The 15,643-nt window shown below is 33.4% G+C and carries 18 protein-coding genes; 9 read left to right on the top strand and 9 right to left on the bottom strand.

Annotated features, from left to right (window positions below; genetic code table 11):
* Positions 1-18: 18 nt before the first annotated feature.
* Positions 19-522 (bottom strand): ferritin, encoded by a 504-nt coding sequence (locus tag FGL66_RS06715; RefSeq protein WP_180809079.1) that lies wholly within the window; start codon positions 520-522, stop codon positions 19-21.
* A 140-nt stretch (positions 523-662) separates the two neighbouring features.
* On the opposite strand from FGL66_RS06715, the gene murT reads away from it, so the two are divergent.
* Positions 663-1,982, top strand: a complete 1,320-nt coding sequence (gene murT / locus FGL66_RS06710; protein WP_180809078.1) for a lipid II isoglutaminyl synthase subunit MurT — start codon at positions 663-665, stop codon at positions 1,980-1,982.
* A complete protein-coding gene (gene gatD, locus FGL66_RS06705; RefSeq protein ID WP_180809077.1) occupies positions 1,975-2,700 on the top strand; it encodes a lipid II isoglutaminyl synthase subunit GatD in 726 nt (241 codons plus the stop codon). The genes murT and gatD overlap by 8 nt, the downstream gene beginning before the upstream one ends.
* Before the next feature lie 49 nt (positions 2,701-2,749).
* Here gatD and FGL66_RS06700 read toward each other — a convergent pair whose 3' ends face one another.
* The 4 genes from FGL66_RS06700 to FGL66_RS06685 all read right to left on the bottom strand — a co-directional run bounded on the left by FGL66_RS06700 (position 2,750) and on the right by FGL66_RS06685 (position 7,216).
* Entirely contained in the window at positions 2,750-3,373 is a 624-nt protein-coding gene (locus FGL66_RS06700) for an ABC transporter ATP-binding protein (RefSeq protein ID WP_180809076.1), read from the bottom strand.
* Complete coding sequence (locus FGL66_RS06695; RefSeq protein WP_180809075.1) at positions 3,366-5,408, bottom strand: DUF1430 domain-containing protein; 2,043 nt, start codon at positions 5,406-5,408, stop codon at positions 3,366-3,368. The genes FGL66_RS06700 and FGL66_RS06695 overlap by 8 nt, the downstream gene beginning before the upstream one ends.
* A 129-nt stretch (positions 5,409-5,537) precedes the next feature.
* The gene (locus FGL66_RS06690) at positions 5,538-5,936 is read right to left on the bottom strand and encodes a lactococcin 972 family bacteriocin (protein WP_180809074.1); all 399 of its coding nucleotides are present in this window, start codon (positions 5,934-5,936) and stop codon (positions 5,538-5,540) included.
* A 272-nt stretch (positions 5,937-6,208) separates the two neighbouring features.
* A complete protein-coding gene (locus FGL66_RS06685) occupies positions 6,209-7,216 on the bottom strand; it encodes an FUSC family protein (protein WP_180809073.1) in 1,008 nt (335 codons plus the stop codon).
* A gap of 95 nt (positions 7,217-7,311) precedes the next feature.
* Here FGL66_RS06685 and map point away from each other — a divergent pair, with 95 nt between their 5' ends.
* The 5 genes from map to vraR all read left to right on the top strand — a co-directional run bounded on the left by map (position 7,312) and on the right by vraR (position 10,934).
* The gene (map, locus tag FGL66_RS06680; protein ID WP_180809072.1) at positions 7,312-8,073 is read left to right on the top strand and encodes a type I methionyl aminopeptidase; all 762 of its coding nucleotides are present in this window, start codon (positions 7,312-7,314) and stop codon (positions 8,071-8,073) included.
* Positions 8,074-8,171: 98 nt separating this feature from the next.
* Complete coding sequence (locus FGL66_RS06675; protein WP_180809071.1) at positions 8,172-8,561, top strand: hypothetical protein; 390 nt, start codon at positions 8,172-8,174, stop codon at positions 8,559-8,561.
* Positions 8,562-8,573: 12 nt separating this feature from the next.
* The gene (vraT, locus tag FGL66_RS06670; protein WP_180809070.1) at positions 8,574-9,275 is read left to right on the top strand and encodes a cell wall-active antibiotics response protein VraT; all 702 of its coding nucleotides are present in this window, start codon (positions 8,574-8,576) and stop codon (positions 9,273-9,275) included.
* The gene (locus FGL66_RS06665) at positions 9,272-10,315 is read left to right on the top strand and encodes a sensor histidine kinase (protein WP_180809069.1); all 1,044 of its coding nucleotides are present in this window, start codon (positions 9,272-9,274) and stop codon (positions 10,313-10,315) included. The genes vraT and FGL66_RS06665 overlap by 4 nt, the downstream gene beginning before the upstream one ends.
* Positions 10,305-10,934, top strand: coding sequence for a response regulator transcription factor VraR (gene vraR, locus FGL66_RS06660; RefSeq protein WP_180809068.1), 630 nt, complete (start codon positions 10,305-10,307; stop codon positions 10,932-10,934). The genes FGL66_RS06665 and vraR overlap by 11 nt, the downstream gene beginning before the upstream one ends.
* Positions 10,935-10,989: 55 nt before the next feature.
* On the opposite strand, the gene FGL66_RS06655 is transcribed toward vraR, so the two are convergent.
* The 4 genes from FGL66_RS06655 to FGL66_RS06640 form a co-directional block, all read right to left on the bottom strand.
* Positions 10,990-11,562: a beta-class carbonic anhydrase gene (locus FGL66_RS06655; protein ID WP_180809067.1), complete on the bottom strand. Its 573-nt coding sequence runs from the start codon at positions 11,560-11,562 to the stop codon at positions 10,990-10,992.
* 205 nt (positions 11,563-11,767) lie between these two features.
* On the bottom strand, positions 11,768-13,030 hold the full coding sequence (locus FGL66_RS06650) for a YihY/virulence factor BrkB family protein (protein ID WP_180809066.1): 1,263 nt from the start codon (positions 13,028-13,030) through the stop codon (positions 11,768-11,770).
* Between the two features lie 255 nt (positions 13,031-13,285).
* On the bottom strand, positions 13,286-13,576 hold the full coding sequence (locus tag FGL66_RS06645) for a YtxH domain-containing protein (RefSeq protein WP_180809065.1): 291 nt from the start codon (positions 13,574-13,576) through the stop codon (positions 13,286-13,288).
* A 6-nt stretch (positions 13,577-13,582) separates the two neighbouring features.
* Entirely contained in the window at positions 13,583-14,038 is a 456-nt protein-coding gene (locus FGL66_RS06640; RefSeq protein ID WP_180809064.1) for a low molecular weight protein-tyrosine-phosphatase, read from the bottom strand.
* Positions 14,039-14,171: 133 nt separating this feature from the next.
* Between FGL66_RS06640 and FGL66_RS06635 the strand changes: the two genes are divergently transcribed.
* Both FGL66_RS06635 and FGL66_RS06630 read left to right on the top strand, forming a co-directional pair.
* Complete coding sequence (locus FGL66_RS06635) at positions 14,172-14,378, top strand: DUF1128 domain-containing protein (RefSeq protein ID WP_180809063.1); 207 nt, start codon at positions 14,172-14,174, stop codon at positions 14,376-14,378.
* A gap of 27 nt (positions 14,379-14,405) precedes the next feature.
* Positions 14,406-15,638: an aminopeptidase gene (locus tag FGL66_RS06630; RefSeq protein WP_180809062.1), complete on the top strand. Its 1,233-nt coding sequence runs from the start codon at positions 14,406-14,408 to the stop codon at positions 15,636-15,638.
* Positions 15,639-15,643 lie beyond the last annotated feature (5 nt).

The raw sequence follows: 15,643 nt of genomic DNA, 5'->3' as shown, positions 1-15,643 counted from the left end.
TATTACAAACGACAAATCTTATGCTTCTTCATTAAAAGTACGTGCTGCAAGTTCTTTTTCGTATAGATATAATGTATTTGCATCATCACCAATACGGTTTAAATAATCGATATGGCGTTCAAACATCGATTCTTCCTCAACTTGTTCATCTAAAAACCAATTTAAAAACGAAATTGTTGCATAGTCTTTCTTTTCATTTGCAATTTCTGATAAGTTATAAAATCTTCTTGTAACATCTTGTTCTTGTTTTAAACCATCTTCAAATGTTTGTAGTATTGAATCGAAGTCCACTTTAGGTGCATCTAAAGATTGGAATATAGCTTTTTCACCACGGTCATTGATATAATCATAAATTTTTTGACCATGAAAACGTTCTTCTTTTGCTTGTTCAATATAGAAGTTAGCAAAACCATCATAAGAGTTATAATCACAATAAGCAGCCATCGCCATATAGGCATGTGCAGCAAAAAATTCATGGTTCATTTGGTCATTCAGTGCATCTAATAATTGTTTATCTAACATAATATTCCCTCCCAACAGTTCTTAATGCTAGTTTACACATTTATATTGTACAAATGCAATGGATAAATGATTTGTGAGTTTTAATTTTATAAATAAGCACTGCATGTTATAATACAAGAGGTAAAATGGAGGAGAATGGAATGAAACAATGGACAGCAATAACACTGGCAAAACTTGCAAGAAAGGCGAGTCGTGCAACAGGAAGAAAAGGTACGGATTTGCCCGGACAAGTAGCCAGAAAAATTGATACAAATATATTAAGAACATTGGCAGCCAAAGTGGACGAAATCGTTTTTGTAAGTGGAACAAATGGAAAAACAACAACGTCTAACTTGATTGGACATACATTAAAACAAAATAAAATTTCTATTATCCATAACAATGAAGGCGCGAATATGGCAGCAGGTATAACATCAGCATTTATTGTACAATCTAAACCTGACACTAAAATTGCGGTGATTGAGATTGATGAGGGTTCAATTCCACGCGTTCTGACAGAGATGACACCAACTAAAATGGTATTTACAAACTTTTTTAGAGACCAAATGGATCGTTTTGGTGAGATTGATATTATGGTTAATAATATTTTATCAGCCATTAGTGGTAAAGGGATTCAACTCATACTCAATGCAGATGATCCGTTTGTGAGTCGCTTACAAATTGCGAGTGATAACGTCATATATTATGGTATGGATAAACAAGCGCATACATTTGAACAATCTTCAATGAATGAAAGCCGTTATTGCCCCAATTGTGGTCAATTGTTAGTGTATGATTATATTCACTATAATCAATTAGGACATTATCGTTGTCAATGTGGATTTAAACGTCATACGCCACAATATTCAATATCAGCATTTGAAGTGAATCCTTTTATCCAAATGACTGTTAATGATACTGCATTTGCAATGAAAATAGCAGGAGATTTTAACGCGTATAATGCACTTGCTGCGTATGCTGTATTAAGAGAGCTGGGGTTAAATAATCAATCGATACAAAAAGGGTTTGAAACATATACATCAGATAATGGTCGTATGCAGTATTTTGAATATCAACATAAAAAAGCATTGATTAATCTTGCAAAAAATCCAGCAGGTATGAATGCATCGATGGCAATGGGGGATCAGTTAGATATGCGTAAAGTATATTTATTAAGCTTGAATGATTTTCCAGCTGATGGTAGAGATACATCATGGATTTATGATGCGGATTTTGAGAAGTTAAGACATCAAGATATCGAAGCTATTATCGTAACAGGAAGCCGTGCTGAAGAACTGCAGTTGCGTTTAAAGTTAGCAGAGGTTGACGTGCCTATTATTGTAGAACGAGATATTCATAAGGCAACTGCACTGACGATGGATTATGCGAGTTTTACAGTGGCCATTCCAAACTATACGTCACTCTCTCCAATGTTGGATCAGTTGACACGCTCGTTTAAGGAGGGACACAGACATGTATGAGTTAACAGTATTTCATTTTATGCCGGATAAACTCAACTTGTATAGCGACATTGGTAATATTATGGCACTGAAATATCGTGCAAAGCAGCGTAATATTACGTTGAATGTTGTAGATGTTAATGAAGTAGACGGTATTGATTTGAATAATGCAGATATTTTCTTTATTGGTGGCGGTAGTGACAGAGAACAAGCACTTGCAACAAAAGAGTTAACTAAAATCAAAGAACAACTGAAAGAAGCTATTGAGTCCGGACTTCCAGGTCTTGTTGTGTGTGGAGGCTATCAGTTTTTAGGCGAGAAATATATTACACCAGACGGTAAAGTATTAGAAGGTCTGCATATTTTAGATTTTTACACTGAGTCACAAACAGATCGCTTAACAGGGGATATTGTGATTGAGAGTGAGCAGTTTGGTACAATTGTTGGTTTTGAAAATCATGGTGGTCGTACACACCATTCCTATCCTACATTAGGGCATGTCACACACGGCTATGGCAATAATGATACGGATCGACAAGAAGGCTTACATTATAAAAATTTACTCGGCACATATTTGCATGGTCCAGTGCTGCCTAAGAATCACGAAATGACAGATTATTTATTAGCAGTTGCTGCAGAGCGTAAAGGCATTCCATTTGAACCTAAAAACATTGATAGTATAGAAGAGGAAGCAGCTAAAAAGGTTTTAATTGAACGTGCAAAAAAGAATAATCATTAAAAATATTGGATAGCTAAAATTTTAGCTATCCAATATTTTTGTACATGAATTACAAGTTATCCATATTAATCAGTTTATTACCGATATTAAAAAAAGAGGGGTCATGTGTTGCCATAACGATGGTAATGCCCTGACGATTAAATTGTTTAAATAGATTGATGATTTTTATTCCATTATCGATGTCTAAGTTGCCTGTAGGTTCATCTGCAATAATAAGGGCTGGAGATTTTAAAATGGCTCTCGCTATCGCAATTCGCTGTTGTTCGCCACCGCTACATGTATATATTTTGGTTTTTAAATCAAGTGAGGAAAGTCCCACTTGATTTAATGCATCTTTCATACGAGACGTCTCTTTTTTAGAAATGTTTAAAGGTAAAGATAAGTTTTTTAGAATGGTGTCATGATCGAGTAAACCATAATTTTGATAAATATAAGCAATACTTTCTCTTTTGAGCAATAATTTATCTTGTTCTTTGTGAATCACTTTGCCATTAAATTTAATTGTGCCTTGCTCAGGCGACTCCAGTAAACCGATTATATTGAGTAATGTTGATTTTCCTTTACCACTTGCCCCCTTGATGATAACGAAATCTCCTTGTGCAATTGTATAATTAAAATTTTGAATAAGTGTCTTAGTACCGAATGATTTGCAAATATTTGTTAATTCAATCATTTTTCTTCCCCTTTAACACATGGTTCACATTTTCTTTATTTAATGCAATAAATGAGTAATACGACACTATTATCTCAAATGTGAGTACACTCGAGACAACTAAATAAGAAATAAAGTGGTACTGTAATAAAAGAAAAACAGTCATTAAAACATTAAGGCATAATAAAAATATAAGGATATTGCGATGAATGAGAAAATAACTGTATCCTAGATGACGTCGAATAAAAATATTGTAAGCATAAGCGGTGAAATACAGACGAATAAACGTAAAGATCATCATAATAAAAGTAAAACCTGTTAATAAAGCGAGTGTGCTGTATTTATATATATTTGTTTGTAACTTATGGATGTGATCTATTTTGGTATTATATATAGATTCAATACATGGAATATAAGCTTCAACATCATACTTTTGAAGGCCTTCTTTAATGGTTTCATACGGATCATCTAAATGACTTTCAAAAGCATATTTTTTAGAATGATAAGTCTCAAAATTTAATGCATCAGTATTTCCTGTTTCTACAATAGCAATGGGCGCTTTAATGGTATGACGTTTTCCACCAATATCAGAATGATAAGTAAAATATTCTGTACGATTGTCCACCCATATAATATGGATATGTAAATGATTATCAGCTTTCCCTTTATAACTAAATATTGCCTTTTTAAAAGTAAAGTGATCTTTAAAATTATATTCTATTTTACGTGCATATTTTTTAAATTTGATAGGAACAAGAATATTTTGAGTGTTATCTTGATCAATCATTTGATCTAATACATTTTGTTGATGTGTATTCATTATTTTATGTCTTTTCAAGTAGGCTTTATCAATTGTAATTGTTTTACAATCAGGCTCTATATCCGCATTTTCTTTCTCATTGAGTACATAAGTAGGGGGGATCCCTTCTGAAACTTCAAAATTTTCTGCATCAATTAAAAATCCATGATTATAAGAGCTGTTGTAATGTTTTTTAAATCGTTTACTTACTGCTTTTGATAGTTCTAAATCTTTGACTTGTCCGCGATCAAATAGCATTGTTTTATACGTATGTTTTGTAATATCCCAATATTTCATACTCTCCTGTTGATGTTTATATGATTTATAGTTTTCAATAAGATTTTGAGTTGAAAGTGATAAAAAAATAATAGCTACAATAGCTAGAAGTATATAAGTATACATTGTCAAAAATACGTTTGGCTGTTTCAAGTTTTTTTCGTATTGTCTAACATAATGTATTACAGTAATAAAGATTAAAAATAGGCATAAAATAATAAAGGCAATATTGACGCATAGTGTAATGATAATCGCATAGAAAAAATAAAGATCATTATAAATATATGTATAAGTGAAGAAACTGATAATTAATGTAGAAAAAATATATAAATATATATGGGTTTTAAAGTTTGCTATTAAAAAGAAAAATAACTTCTTTTTAGAATAGCCTAAGTCATATAGTAACTTACAATTTTCTTTTTGCATTTGTAAATAATGAAGAAATACTGTAAAAAAGATAAATATAAGTAATAAGGAAACAATAAGACTAAAGCTATCAATTTCTAAATAATAATTAAAACTATTATTTTGTTTTTCTACTACTCCAACATTTTTGTTGATTAAAGAAATGACTTTTTGAATATTTCTATCATCCCCAGATAAAAAGTAGATCCCTCCATCATATAAATGGCTATTTTTTAGGTTATAAACTTTTATTCTATATTGATGATCAAATAAGTGTAAATTCTTATGCGAGTCAGCTTGTTGTTTTAAATTTTGATCAGTTGTATGAATTATAACTTTGTTGTCGCTGAAATGAGTTGCACGTGTAATAGAAACATTATATTTTTTTGATAAGTATTCGAAATAAGGCAAAACTTTTTTTGTATGAGGTCGTACTTTATCATCAAATAATAATTCTATTTTTTGTTTGTCTTTCTCTACTGTGTAATAAAATGAAAGAGATTTAGCATAGTCAATGACAATAAAGGTAAAAACGAGTGAAATACTAATAGCGAGAACGAGTAAAATTTTTTTCATCGTGACCTCTTTTCAGAAGAATAGGGGGCGTACATATTTGTATCCCCCTGTAAAATTTCTTGTTTTTAATTGAGAATACATAAAGTGCTGAGAGGATTAAAAAGGAACAATTTGTATCGATGGGATAACTTATTTATAGTCGTAGTAAGTTTGATTTCCAGTACGTGTTTTTTTAACTTTTCCGTTAGAAAATATGCCTGGTTTTTTCCAGCCTGGTGTACCTACATCACCGTTTCCATTAATAGCCGTTCCTTTTCCAAATTTTTTGTAATGTTTATATTTTGAAATGACCTCTTGTTGGCGTATACCTCTAATCCAGAAGCCACCAGCTTTTTTACCTGATTTGACTGATCTGACCTCTATATCTGAACTATCGTCGTTTGTTTCTGATTGAATGAGACCATTATAGTTATCAACATTTTCTAAATGGTCATTAATCATAGAAACATTTGCATTTGCGACACCTGTGATACCAATACCTAGGATGCTTAAAGTGAGCGTAGGAACTAAAATATAGTGTTTTTTCATCACACAACCCCTTTCGTAATATTCAGAATATTCAACGTTTAATACTCTGATGACTGAACGAATATATTCGTTATAAATGTTAAAGTGCGCAAGAAAATAGATAACATTTACAACTTAATTTTATTTAGATATAAGTTTTTGTCAATGATAAAATATACTCATAAAGGGTATTTTAGATGTTCGGACAGAATTTCAAAGTAATGAGAATATATGCATTTAAAAAACTGACTGAAAGAAAAATTTTCAGTCAGCCAGCCTTTAGTATATTGTGCTTATTTCTTTATTTTTCCGTGATAACGCAATAATAAAATACGATAAATTAATAATATTTCATAAATGGTATGGCTTTTAATTTGATTTATATCGAATTCATCTAATCCTTTAACAGAATTTTTTAAAGTTGATGCAGCTTTACGTTCGGGTTTGAACGTGCCACATTTGAAAATCTGATCGATACGTTGTGAAATAGTAATGATAGCTAATTTTTCTTTATCATCAAATAACATCATAGCATCTTGCGGTAAATAGATAATATTGGATAAGTGTGTAAGTAATAGACGATTTTCATGTGCGCGATTGGTTAACTTGCGAAGTCTGATCCACTCATCAGAGCGATGTTTTGCATTGTGATATTTGAGTTCATCTCTTTGATAACCTAGCAACTCTTCAATTCTTGTATTGAGCGTGTGGAGTTGTTCAACAAGCGCATCACTTTTTTTAGATTGAAAGTGACCAATGAGTAGTTCTTTCATGCGTTCATCAAATAGAAAGTAAATCTGACGTTCAGATGTTTCAATTAGGTTTTCAATTTGATCGTAGTATTTAGGTGGTAAAATAATAAAGTTGACTAATCCAGCTGTAACAAGTCCGATAATGGCTGTTAATAAGCGCGAAAAAAAGTTAAACATATAATTGTCATGAATATCAGGAATCATAGCTAAAGCTGTTAATGTCGCAACTAAAATACCGGGATGCAGCTTAAATCGAATACAAAGAACAATGGTGAGTGTTGCAGTTAATCCATAAGCAAAAGCGGAGTCATCGCCAAAAATGTAAGTACAGACAACGGCAATAAAGGCTCCCATAACTGTTGCTGGAAGACGTTTATAGCCTTTTCGAATAGAGGCTTTGACAGTAGGTTCAATTGTGACTACCGCTGATAAAATTGCAAATATAGGATTGAGGTTAAGCGAGAGACAGAATAATGCAGTTAAAAAAGTGGCAAGCCCTGTTTTAAGCGTTCGAGCGCCAACAAGATTTTTATACCATTTGACTTTCATGATCATAGCTCCTGTTTTGTACTTACTTCTAGTATATCAAAAAATATTTGTTATAATAAGCATGGTATAAAATTTAAAAAAGGAACGGGATTAGAATGATAGTTAAAACGGATGAAGAATATAAAGCATTGTTAGAAATAGGTGCAATATGTGCAAAAGTCAGAGATGCAATGCAAGCTGCCACACAGCCAGGTATTACAACCAAAGAATTAGATCATATTGCAAAAGAAATGTTTGAACAAGAGGGGGCTTTGTCTGCGCCTATTCACGATGAGAACTTTCCTGGGCAAACATGTATTAGTGTTAATGAAGAGGTCGCACATGGCATTCCAAGTCAGCGTGTGATTCGTGAAGGTGACCTTGTGAATATTGATGTGTCAGCTTTGAAAAATGGATATTATGCAGATACAGGTATTTCGTTTGTAGTAGGGGAAACAGATGAACATGTGAAACAACAAGTGTGTGAAGTGGCAAAAGAAGCTTTTGAAGCAGCAATGACTAAAATTAAAGTCGGTAGTAAATTAAGCCAAATCGGGAAAGCGGTTCATGCAACTGCACGCAAAAATAATTTAAAAGTGATTAAAAACTTAACAGGTCATGGTGTAGGTCAATCTTTACATGAAGCACCAGCACATATCATGAACTACTTTGATCCACAAGAAAAGACATTGCTTAAAGAAGGTATGGTACTAGCCGTAGAACCATTTATTTCTTCTAATGCTACCTTTGTAACAGAAGGAAAGAATGAGTGGGCATTTGAAACATCAGATAAAAGCTATGTTGCTCAGATTGAACATACTGTTATTGTGACTAAAGAAGGACCTGTTTTAACAACTCAATTAGATGGTGCTGAATAAAGTTCAGTCTTAAGTCTTAAAGCAAAATGGTTCCGCAGCCTATTACTGAGGTTGTGGAATTTTTTTATAATGGTATTAACATTTGAGGTGATACGATTATGATACAATTAATAAAAATTTATATTGAACGTTTTCTTAAACAATGTTACCAACAAGGTCTTTCGCAATATCTTATGACATTAGATGTGAAACTTCAGACTATTGATGATACAATGCGTTATATTCAATACAAAAAAACACAAGCACAGTTGATTATTGACAGAAGAATGATAGAGTTAGAAAATAAATATATAAACTTAATGGATGAACGACACATCGATCAGGCTTCTAACTTGTACGATGTTGCGATGACATCTTTAAAAGAAGAATTAAATAAAATAGAAAATGAGTATGCCCAATTAGAGAATTATTATTCACAACTTGGTGAAGATAAAAAGTATACGAAGTGTGAATGCAACTTATTGAGATCTTTAGTCAATGCATACTAGAAAGGTGGCAATATGACGCAAAAATATATTTCGACTGAGCTACTCATACTTTTTACTGCGCTAATGATAATCGCTAATTTTTATTATATCTTTTTTGAGAAGATTGGCTTTTTATTTGTATTATTGTTAGGCAGTATTTTGATGTATGTTGGTTATATATACTTTCATAAAGTACGAGGCTTATTATGCTTTTGGTTAGGGGCCTTGATGATTACCTTTACTTTACTGTCTAATAAATATACACTTGTTATTTTATTTATTTTTATGATTATTATTGCTTTTCGTTATATTAAATATAAACGACGTCCACTTGAAGTTGTTTTTGGAGATGAGGTAAAGGAACACGAATCTTTTATCAAACAAAAGTGGCTTGGAGAACAAAAAACACCGATTTATGTCTACAAGTGGGAAGACTTACAAATTCAACATGGCATCGGTGATATACATGTTGATATGGTAAAGGCAGCTAATTTAAAAGCGCAAAACAATGTTGTGATTAGACATTTGATAGGAAAAATTCAAGTTGTTGTACCACTTAACTATAATGTTAATCTCAATGTAGCAGCATTTTATGGTACTACAATAATGGATAAGCAACGCGTCAAAATGGAGAATACAAATATTAAATTACACACAGAACAGAAAAAAGAGAGTTACACTGTGAATATCTTTGTTTCTACTTTGATTGGCGATGTTGAGGTGATTTTTCGATGAATCACTATTTTCGTACAATTGGCGCGATGTTAATACTTGTTTATGCGATGTTTACAGCTTTTTTCTTTATAGATAAAGTTTTTGTTAATATTATTTTCTTTCAAGGGATGTTTTATAAGCAAATTTTTGGTGTGCCTGTATTTTTGTTTATTAATTTACTTGTCGTTTTTTTGTGTATTCTTGTAGGAAGTGTAATTGCTTATAAAATTAATCAACAATATGATTGGTTACAAGAGCAAATTGAACGTGCTATCGAAGGTGAGACGGTAGGTATTAATGATCACCAAATCGAACTATACCATGAAACCATTGCTTTATATCAAACACTAGTACCATTAAATCAAGAGCTGCATAAACTTCGTATCAAAACACAAAATTTAACAAATGAACAATATAATATGAATGATTTGAAAGTGAAAAAAATTATTGAAGATGAACGTCAACGTTTGGCACGAGAGTTACATGATAGTGTATCTCAACAGTTATTTGCGGCAAGTATGATGTTATCTGCAATTAAAGAAACCAAGTTAGAAGCACCTTTGAATCAGCAAATACCGACATTGGAGAAGATGATTCAAGATTCTCAATTAGAAATGCGTGCGTTATTATTGCATTTGAGACCGATTGGTTTAAATGATAGGACACTAGGTGAAGGGATTGAATCATTGGTTACAGATCTCCAACGTAAAGTGCCGATGAAAGTCATATATGAAATTGATGCATTCGAAGTGCCCAAAGGGATTGAAGATCATTTATTCCGTATCACACAAGAAGCCATTTCAAATACGTTGAGACATGCTAATGGTACACAAGTCAGTGTAGAATTATTAAATAGAGAAGGGTATTTATTATTGCGTATTCAAGATGACGGTGTAGGTTTTAATGTAGATGATAAGATAGAACAGAGTTATGGTTTGAAAAATATGAGAGAGCGGGCCACAGAAATTGGTGCCACTTTTCATATCGTATCACTACCTGACTCTGGCACACGTATTGAAGTAAAGGCACCTTTAGATAAGGAGGGACATTATGACGATTAAAGTATTATTTGTAGATGATCATGAAATGGTTCGAATTGGTATTTCTAGCTATTTATCTACTCAAGTTGATATTGAAGTAGTAGGCGAAGGGAGTTCTGGAAGAGAGGCGATTGAGAAGGCACATGAATTACATCCAGATGTTATTTTGATGGATTTGGTCATGACTGATATGGACGGTGTAGAAGCAACGACACAAATAAAAAAAGCATTACCACATATTAAAGTTGTAATGTTAACAAGTTACATAGAAGATAAAGAAGTCTATCGTGCATTGGATGCAGGTGTAGATAGTTATATTTTGAAAACAACCAGTGCAAGTGATATTGCTAAAGCGATTCGTAAAACAAGTTTAGGTGAATCTGTGTTTGAAGCGGAAGTACTTGTGAAAATGCGTAACCGTATGAAACAGCGAGCGGAGTTATATGAGATGTTAACCGAAAGAGAAATGGAGATTCTACTTTTAATTGCTAAAGGTTATTCTAATCAAGAGATTGCAAGTGCTTCTCATATTACAATCAAAACCGTTAAAACACATGTAAGTAATATTTTAAGTAAGTTGGAAGTTCAAGATAGGACACAAGCTGTCATTTATGCATTTCAACATGGTTTAATAGAATAGAACAAAAGGCAGTACAATCTCGATATCATTTTCTATCGAGATGTACTGCCTTTTACTACTTACTCACAGTTGTATAACCATCATGGACAAGTTCTAGTGCGCCAGTATAAGGATCAATAACAAGACCATGAACAGGTACATGCTGATCAAATAAAGGATGTGTATTGATCATTTTGATATTTTGTCGTACATTTTCATAGACATCATCAAATCCACCAAGAAAACTTGGAACATCAATACCAGAATGCTCAAGCACATTAAGCGTTTGGTCGCTAATACCACGTTGCTTCATTGTTGAGATCACATCGTCTGCATTGATATTTCCCATACCACAATCTTTATGACCCATTACAATAATTTCTTCTGCACCTAGTGCATAAATCCCTACAAGTAAACTACGCATTGTTGAACCATAAGGATGGCTGATTGTAGCTCCAGCATTTTTAACGACTTTAAGATCACCATTATTAAAACCCAGTGCTTTTGATGATAAATCTTGTAAACGCGTATCCATACAAGTCAGTAGAACAGCACGCTTAGAAGGCATTTTACTTGTTGCATATTTTTCATATTCCTTATTTGAAACAAATGTTTGATTGTAAGATAGAATATCTTCTAGTAATGTCATAGTGATTCCTCCTAAATGTTGTTATATCATGATGTTTATGAACCTAGCTTTGCCTATTAAAACGTTTTATCGCTTCCAACAATAACAAGAATAATCGGTATAAGTCTATTTTAATCGAGTCAGTGATTATCACGCTATTATGCGGCTTATCTATTTGATACGTTCCTTATGCTCACTCTATCTTGGTCAAAATAAATGAAATAGACTAGTCTTCGCGTGTCGTTTTGATTTTACGTGAGTACCCATCATTATCACGTGTTGCCTTTGGTGGTGCATTATAGTGTGTATGTTCTTTAGTTGTTCGTTGATCTACACTTATGTTTTCAGGGGACGTATTTGTTTTACCATAGTTATTATATGCTGTGGCAAGGTCTTGTTCGTCTTCTAACTCATCGTACGTCTGTTCTTCTGGTGTCTTGCCTTTAATCACTTTGCGCTGATGTATGATTGCATTAATCTCTGCACCAATAATTAAAATAAAACCTGTAATGTAGAGCCATAGCATTAAAACAATAACGCCTCCAATACTCCCATACGTTTTAGAGTAGTTTCCAAAGTTTGAAACATAGTAACCAAAAGCAAGTGTACCGAGCACCCAAACTACTGTTGCGAATAATGCACCTGGTAAGACAGATTTTAGTTTGATTTTGACATTTGGTGCGGCAGTGTATAGAACAGTAAATACAACTAAAATTGCAATGACAGGTAAGGCAGTGCGTACTAAACTGAATATCCATCTTATTTGTTCGTCTAAGCCCAATGGTCCAAAAAGTAAGTTACCGATCTGTTGTCCAAATGTAAAGAGGACAAGGGTAAGCGGTAACGTAATACCTAGAGCTAAAGTGAAAAATACAGATAATAGTTTAGATACAATGAAATTTCGACTGTCTTCTACATCGTAAGCAACATTAAAGGCATTCATAAGTGCTGTCATACCATTTGAAGCAGTCCATAATGTTAAAATCAAACCGACTGACAAAATACCACTGTTAGCATTCCCCATAATATCGTCAATGATACTTGTAATAATAGACGCTGCATCAGCAGGTGCATTGTCTGAAATTTGTTGAATAAATGTATCTCGATCGATGTTGAATAGTGGTACGAGCGACAAAATAAAGATAAGCATAGGGAAGAGCGATAACATAAAATAATAAGCAAGTTGAGCTGCAAGTCCCGAAGCGTCATCTTTACCAATACGATAAATTAAATACTTTAAGAAGTTGGGTCTGTCTGTGTATTTCACGGGTTTATTGATACGTGAGACAAAAAATGTTTCATTATCTTTAGGTGCTTCCTTAGATTGAAAAGGCTGAGGCTTTACATAATGATGTTCTGCTTCAATCTCTCCATTGGCATCACCTTTACGATTGGGATTGTTTTCTGTGTCATCAGATGTTTCATCATGATGTATTTTATCTTTAATTTTTTCTACAATGCTTTCAGATGAATGTTGTTTTTCCGACATATTTTTGCTCCTTAAGTTTATAGTCAAAAGAGGTTAAGTCACAATAATGACATATCTTAGTGCCTCAACATACTAACATAGAGAGAGGAGTGGGAGGAAATCTCATAACTATTATATAAGATTTCACCACCCACCCCTGTACAAAGATTTGTAATGATGAGAGGTTAGAATTTAAAGTTTTCTATCTCTCTAAATATGCACTTATAAATAAAAGAAATATAGATATTGATAGAGTTGATGGTCATATCAATACTTTTATTTATTTCCAAGTTGTTTATTGTTTTTACGTGCAACAAGTGTATCTTTAGCATCAAGTAACGAACGTTCTAATTCAGGATTATTACGGCGAATTTCTTCGAGTGTATCTTTCCAGTACATTAGCTCGTCAACGAGATTTGTTATTTTTGAAGGTTGTTGAGAACGTTGACCTGTTTTAATGTTGTGAACGGATGTTTTCACAGATTGACGTGTTTTAGAGTCAATCAATGCTACGGCGCCACCTATTGTCGCACCAATTAAAATACCTGGTAAAAGTTTGTTGTTCATATGGAGTTACCCCTTTCTGTCCTTTAAGATAAAGTCTATTAAGTAATCACATGATGATTGTATCATGTCATATACGCCTTCAAAGTTATTTGTATAGTATGGATCTGGTACGTCAGTCTCTTCCATATCACTAAATTCAAGTAACTTAAAAAGCTGACCTGTTAAATTTGGGTTGATACGTTTTATATTATCCACATTGCTTTGATCCATTGCAACAATATAATCAAAGTCATCTTCAGGTGTAAACAATTCACTAATGATTCCATCAAAAGGAATCTCATGTGCATTTAAAATTTCTTGTGTACCTTGATGTGGTGACTGTCCTAAATTCCATTCGCCAGTACCTCTTGACGTGACACTAATATGAGTGATTTTACGGTCTTTAAGACGTTGGCGCATAATCGCTTCAGCCATCGGAGAGCGACAAATATTGCCAAGACAAACAAATGCAACTGTTGTCATATTGATATCCTCCGTATCTTAGTTTATATGCCCATTTTATCCTTTTTCAAAACAATTCTAAAGTGATTCTTGTAAAAATTTTCCAAAATAAAGTGACTTTGTTAAAATATTGTGAGGAAAGGGTGTGAAAGACATGACAAAAGATATTGCAACAATGATAGAAGAAATTCGAGATCGTTTAAATTTAGTGAATCCAGGTTTAATTGATCCAGATAAATATTCGGATGAACATCGTGAAGATATTGAGGATATTTATGACTTTGTAACATCTAAAGAGACATTTACACCGCATGAAATGACGGGCATCACTGAGGCACTCGGTGCATTACGCCAATCATAAGCAGAAAGACAGAGGAGTGATTAAGATATGACTTTAGAAGAAAAGTTACAGCAATATGCACGCTTGCTTGTACGTGTTGGAATGAACGTACAACCTGATCAACCGGTCTTTATTCGAACGACTGTAGATGCTGTTGATTTCACAAGACGTATAGTCAAAGAAGCTTATGAAGCAGGCGCATCAGATGTACGTGTGAAGTATTCTGACCCACAGTTAGTACGCTATGCTTATGAGTATGAATCTCTTCCATTTTTTGAGAGCGATGTAAAAGCGTATGATGTTGAAGAACGCATGGATTATGCACATCGTGGAGCAAGTAATTTAGCATTGATTACCGAAGATCCGGACTTACTGAATGGTATTTCTGCAGAAAAGTTAAGTGCCAAACAATTCAGTTATGGAAAAGCATTTAAACCTTATATGGTTGAGTCACAAAAAAATACATTTCCTTGGCTAGTTGCATGTTATCCTTCCATTGAATGGGCGAAAAGAGTATATCCAGATGTATCACCACAAGAAGCATTTGATTGCTTTTTAGAAGACATTTTAGCTATTGTGCGCATTGATGGTAATGATCCGATTAAAAATTGGGAAGTACATACGCAACAACTCAAAGAACGGGCTGCTTGGTTGAATGATAAAGCGTATCAAGCGTTACATTTTGTGTCCAAAGGTACAGATTTACGTATGGGTTTACCTAAGAACCATATTTGGGAAGAGCCAACAAGTTACACACCAGAGGGACAAGCCTTTGTAGCAAACATACCGACAGAGGAAGTATTTACAGCGCCACATAGTCATCAAGTCGATGGGTATGTTTCTAATACGTTGCCGTTGAGTTATAATGGCACAATTATTGATGGTTTCAAACTTACATTTGAAGCAGGGGTAGTGGTTGATTTTGAAGCCAAACAAGGTGAAGACGTATTGCGTACATTGTTACAAACGGACGAAGGAGCACGTCGATTAGGTGAAGTGGCACTTGTTCCAGATGATTCACCCATTTCAAATCGTAACACTATTTTTTACAATACATTATTTGATGAAAATGCATCGTGCCACATTGCGCTTGGTTCCGCCTATGCATTTAATATAAAGGGTGGCACAGAGATGGATGATCAAACGCTTGCTGAACATGGATTAAATGATTCGTTAACACATGTTGATTTTATGATTGGTAGCAGTGATTTGAATATATATGGTATTACTGCTGAAGGTCAAGAAGAGCCTATATTTAAGAATGGAAACTGGGCAAACTAATAATA

Origin of the sequence: Staphylococcus sp. 17KM0847 (genome assembly GCF_013463155.1) — a bacterium.
Lineage (GTDB): Bacteria > Bacillota > Bacilli > Staphylococcales > Staphylococcaceae > Staphylococcus.
This window is presented reverse-complemented; position numbering and strand designations above follow the sequence as displayed.

Coding starts and splice junctions, on each gene's coding strand:
- FGL66_RS06715 (WP_180809079.1), bottom strand. CDS start 522: ATGTTAGATAAACAATTATTAGATGCACTGAATGACCAAATGAACCAT.
- murT (WP_180809078.1), top strand. CDS start 663: ATGAAACAATGGACAGCAATAACACTGGCAAAACTTGCAAGAAAGGCG.
- gatD (WP_180809077.1), top strand. CDS start 1,975: ATGTATGAGTTAACAGTATTTCATTTTATGCCGGATAAACTCAACTTG.
- FGL66_RS06700 (WP_180809076.1), bottom strand. CDS start 3,373: ATGATTGAATTAACAAATATTTGCAAATCATTCGGTACTAAGACACTT.
- FGL66_RS06695 (WP_180809075.1), bottom strand. CDS start 5,408: ATGAAAAAAATTTTACTCGTTCTCGCTATTAGTATTTCACTCGTTTTT.
- FGL66_RS06690 (WP_180809074.1), bottom strand. CDS start 5,936: ATGAAAAAACACTATATTTTAGTTCCTACGCTCACTTTAAGCATCCTA.
- FGL66_RS06685 (WP_180809073.1), bottom strand. CDS start 7,216: ATGAAAGTCAAATGGTATAAAAATCTTGTTGGCGCTCGAACGCTTAAA.
- map (WP_180809072.1), top strand. CDS start 7,312: ATGATAGTTAAAACGGATGAAGAATATAAAGCATTGTTAGAAATAGGT.
- FGL66_RS06675 (WP_180809071.1), top strand. CDS start 8,172: ATGATACAATTAATAAAAATTTATATTGAACGTTTTCTTAAACAATGT.
- vraT (WP_180809070.1), top strand. CDS start 8,574: ATGACGCAAAAATATATTTCGACTGAGCTACTCATACTTTTTACTGCG.
- FGL66_RS06665 (WP_180809069.1), top strand. CDS start 9,272: ATGAATCACTATTTTCGTACAATTGGCGCGATGTTAATACTTGTTTAT.
- vraR (WP_180809068.1), top strand. CDS start 10,305: ATGACGATTAAAGTATTATTTGTAGATGATCATGAAATGGTTCGAATT.
- FGL66_RS06655 (WP_180809067.1), bottom strand. CDS start 11,562: ATGACATTACTAGAAGATATTCTATCTTACAATCAAACATTTGTTTCA.
- FGL66_RS06650 (WP_180809066.1), bottom strand. CDS start 13,030: ATGTCGGAAAAACAACATTCATCTGAAAGCATTGTAGAAAAAATTAAA.
- FGL66_RS06645 (WP_180809065.1), bottom strand. CDS start 13,576: ATGAACAACAAACTTTTACCAGGTATTTTAATTGGTGCGACAATAGGT.
- FGL66_RS06640 (WP_180809064.1), bottom strand. CDS start 14,038: ATGACAACAGTTGCATTTGTTTGTCTTGGCAATATTTGTCGCTCTCCG.
- FGL66_RS06635 (WP_180809063.1), top strand. CDS start 14,172: ATGACAAAAGATATTGCAACAATGATAGAAGAAATTCGAGATCGTTTA.
- FGL66_RS06630 (WP_180809062.1), top strand. CDS start 14,406: ATGACTTTAGAAGAAAAGTTACAGCAATATGCACGCTTGCTTGTACGT.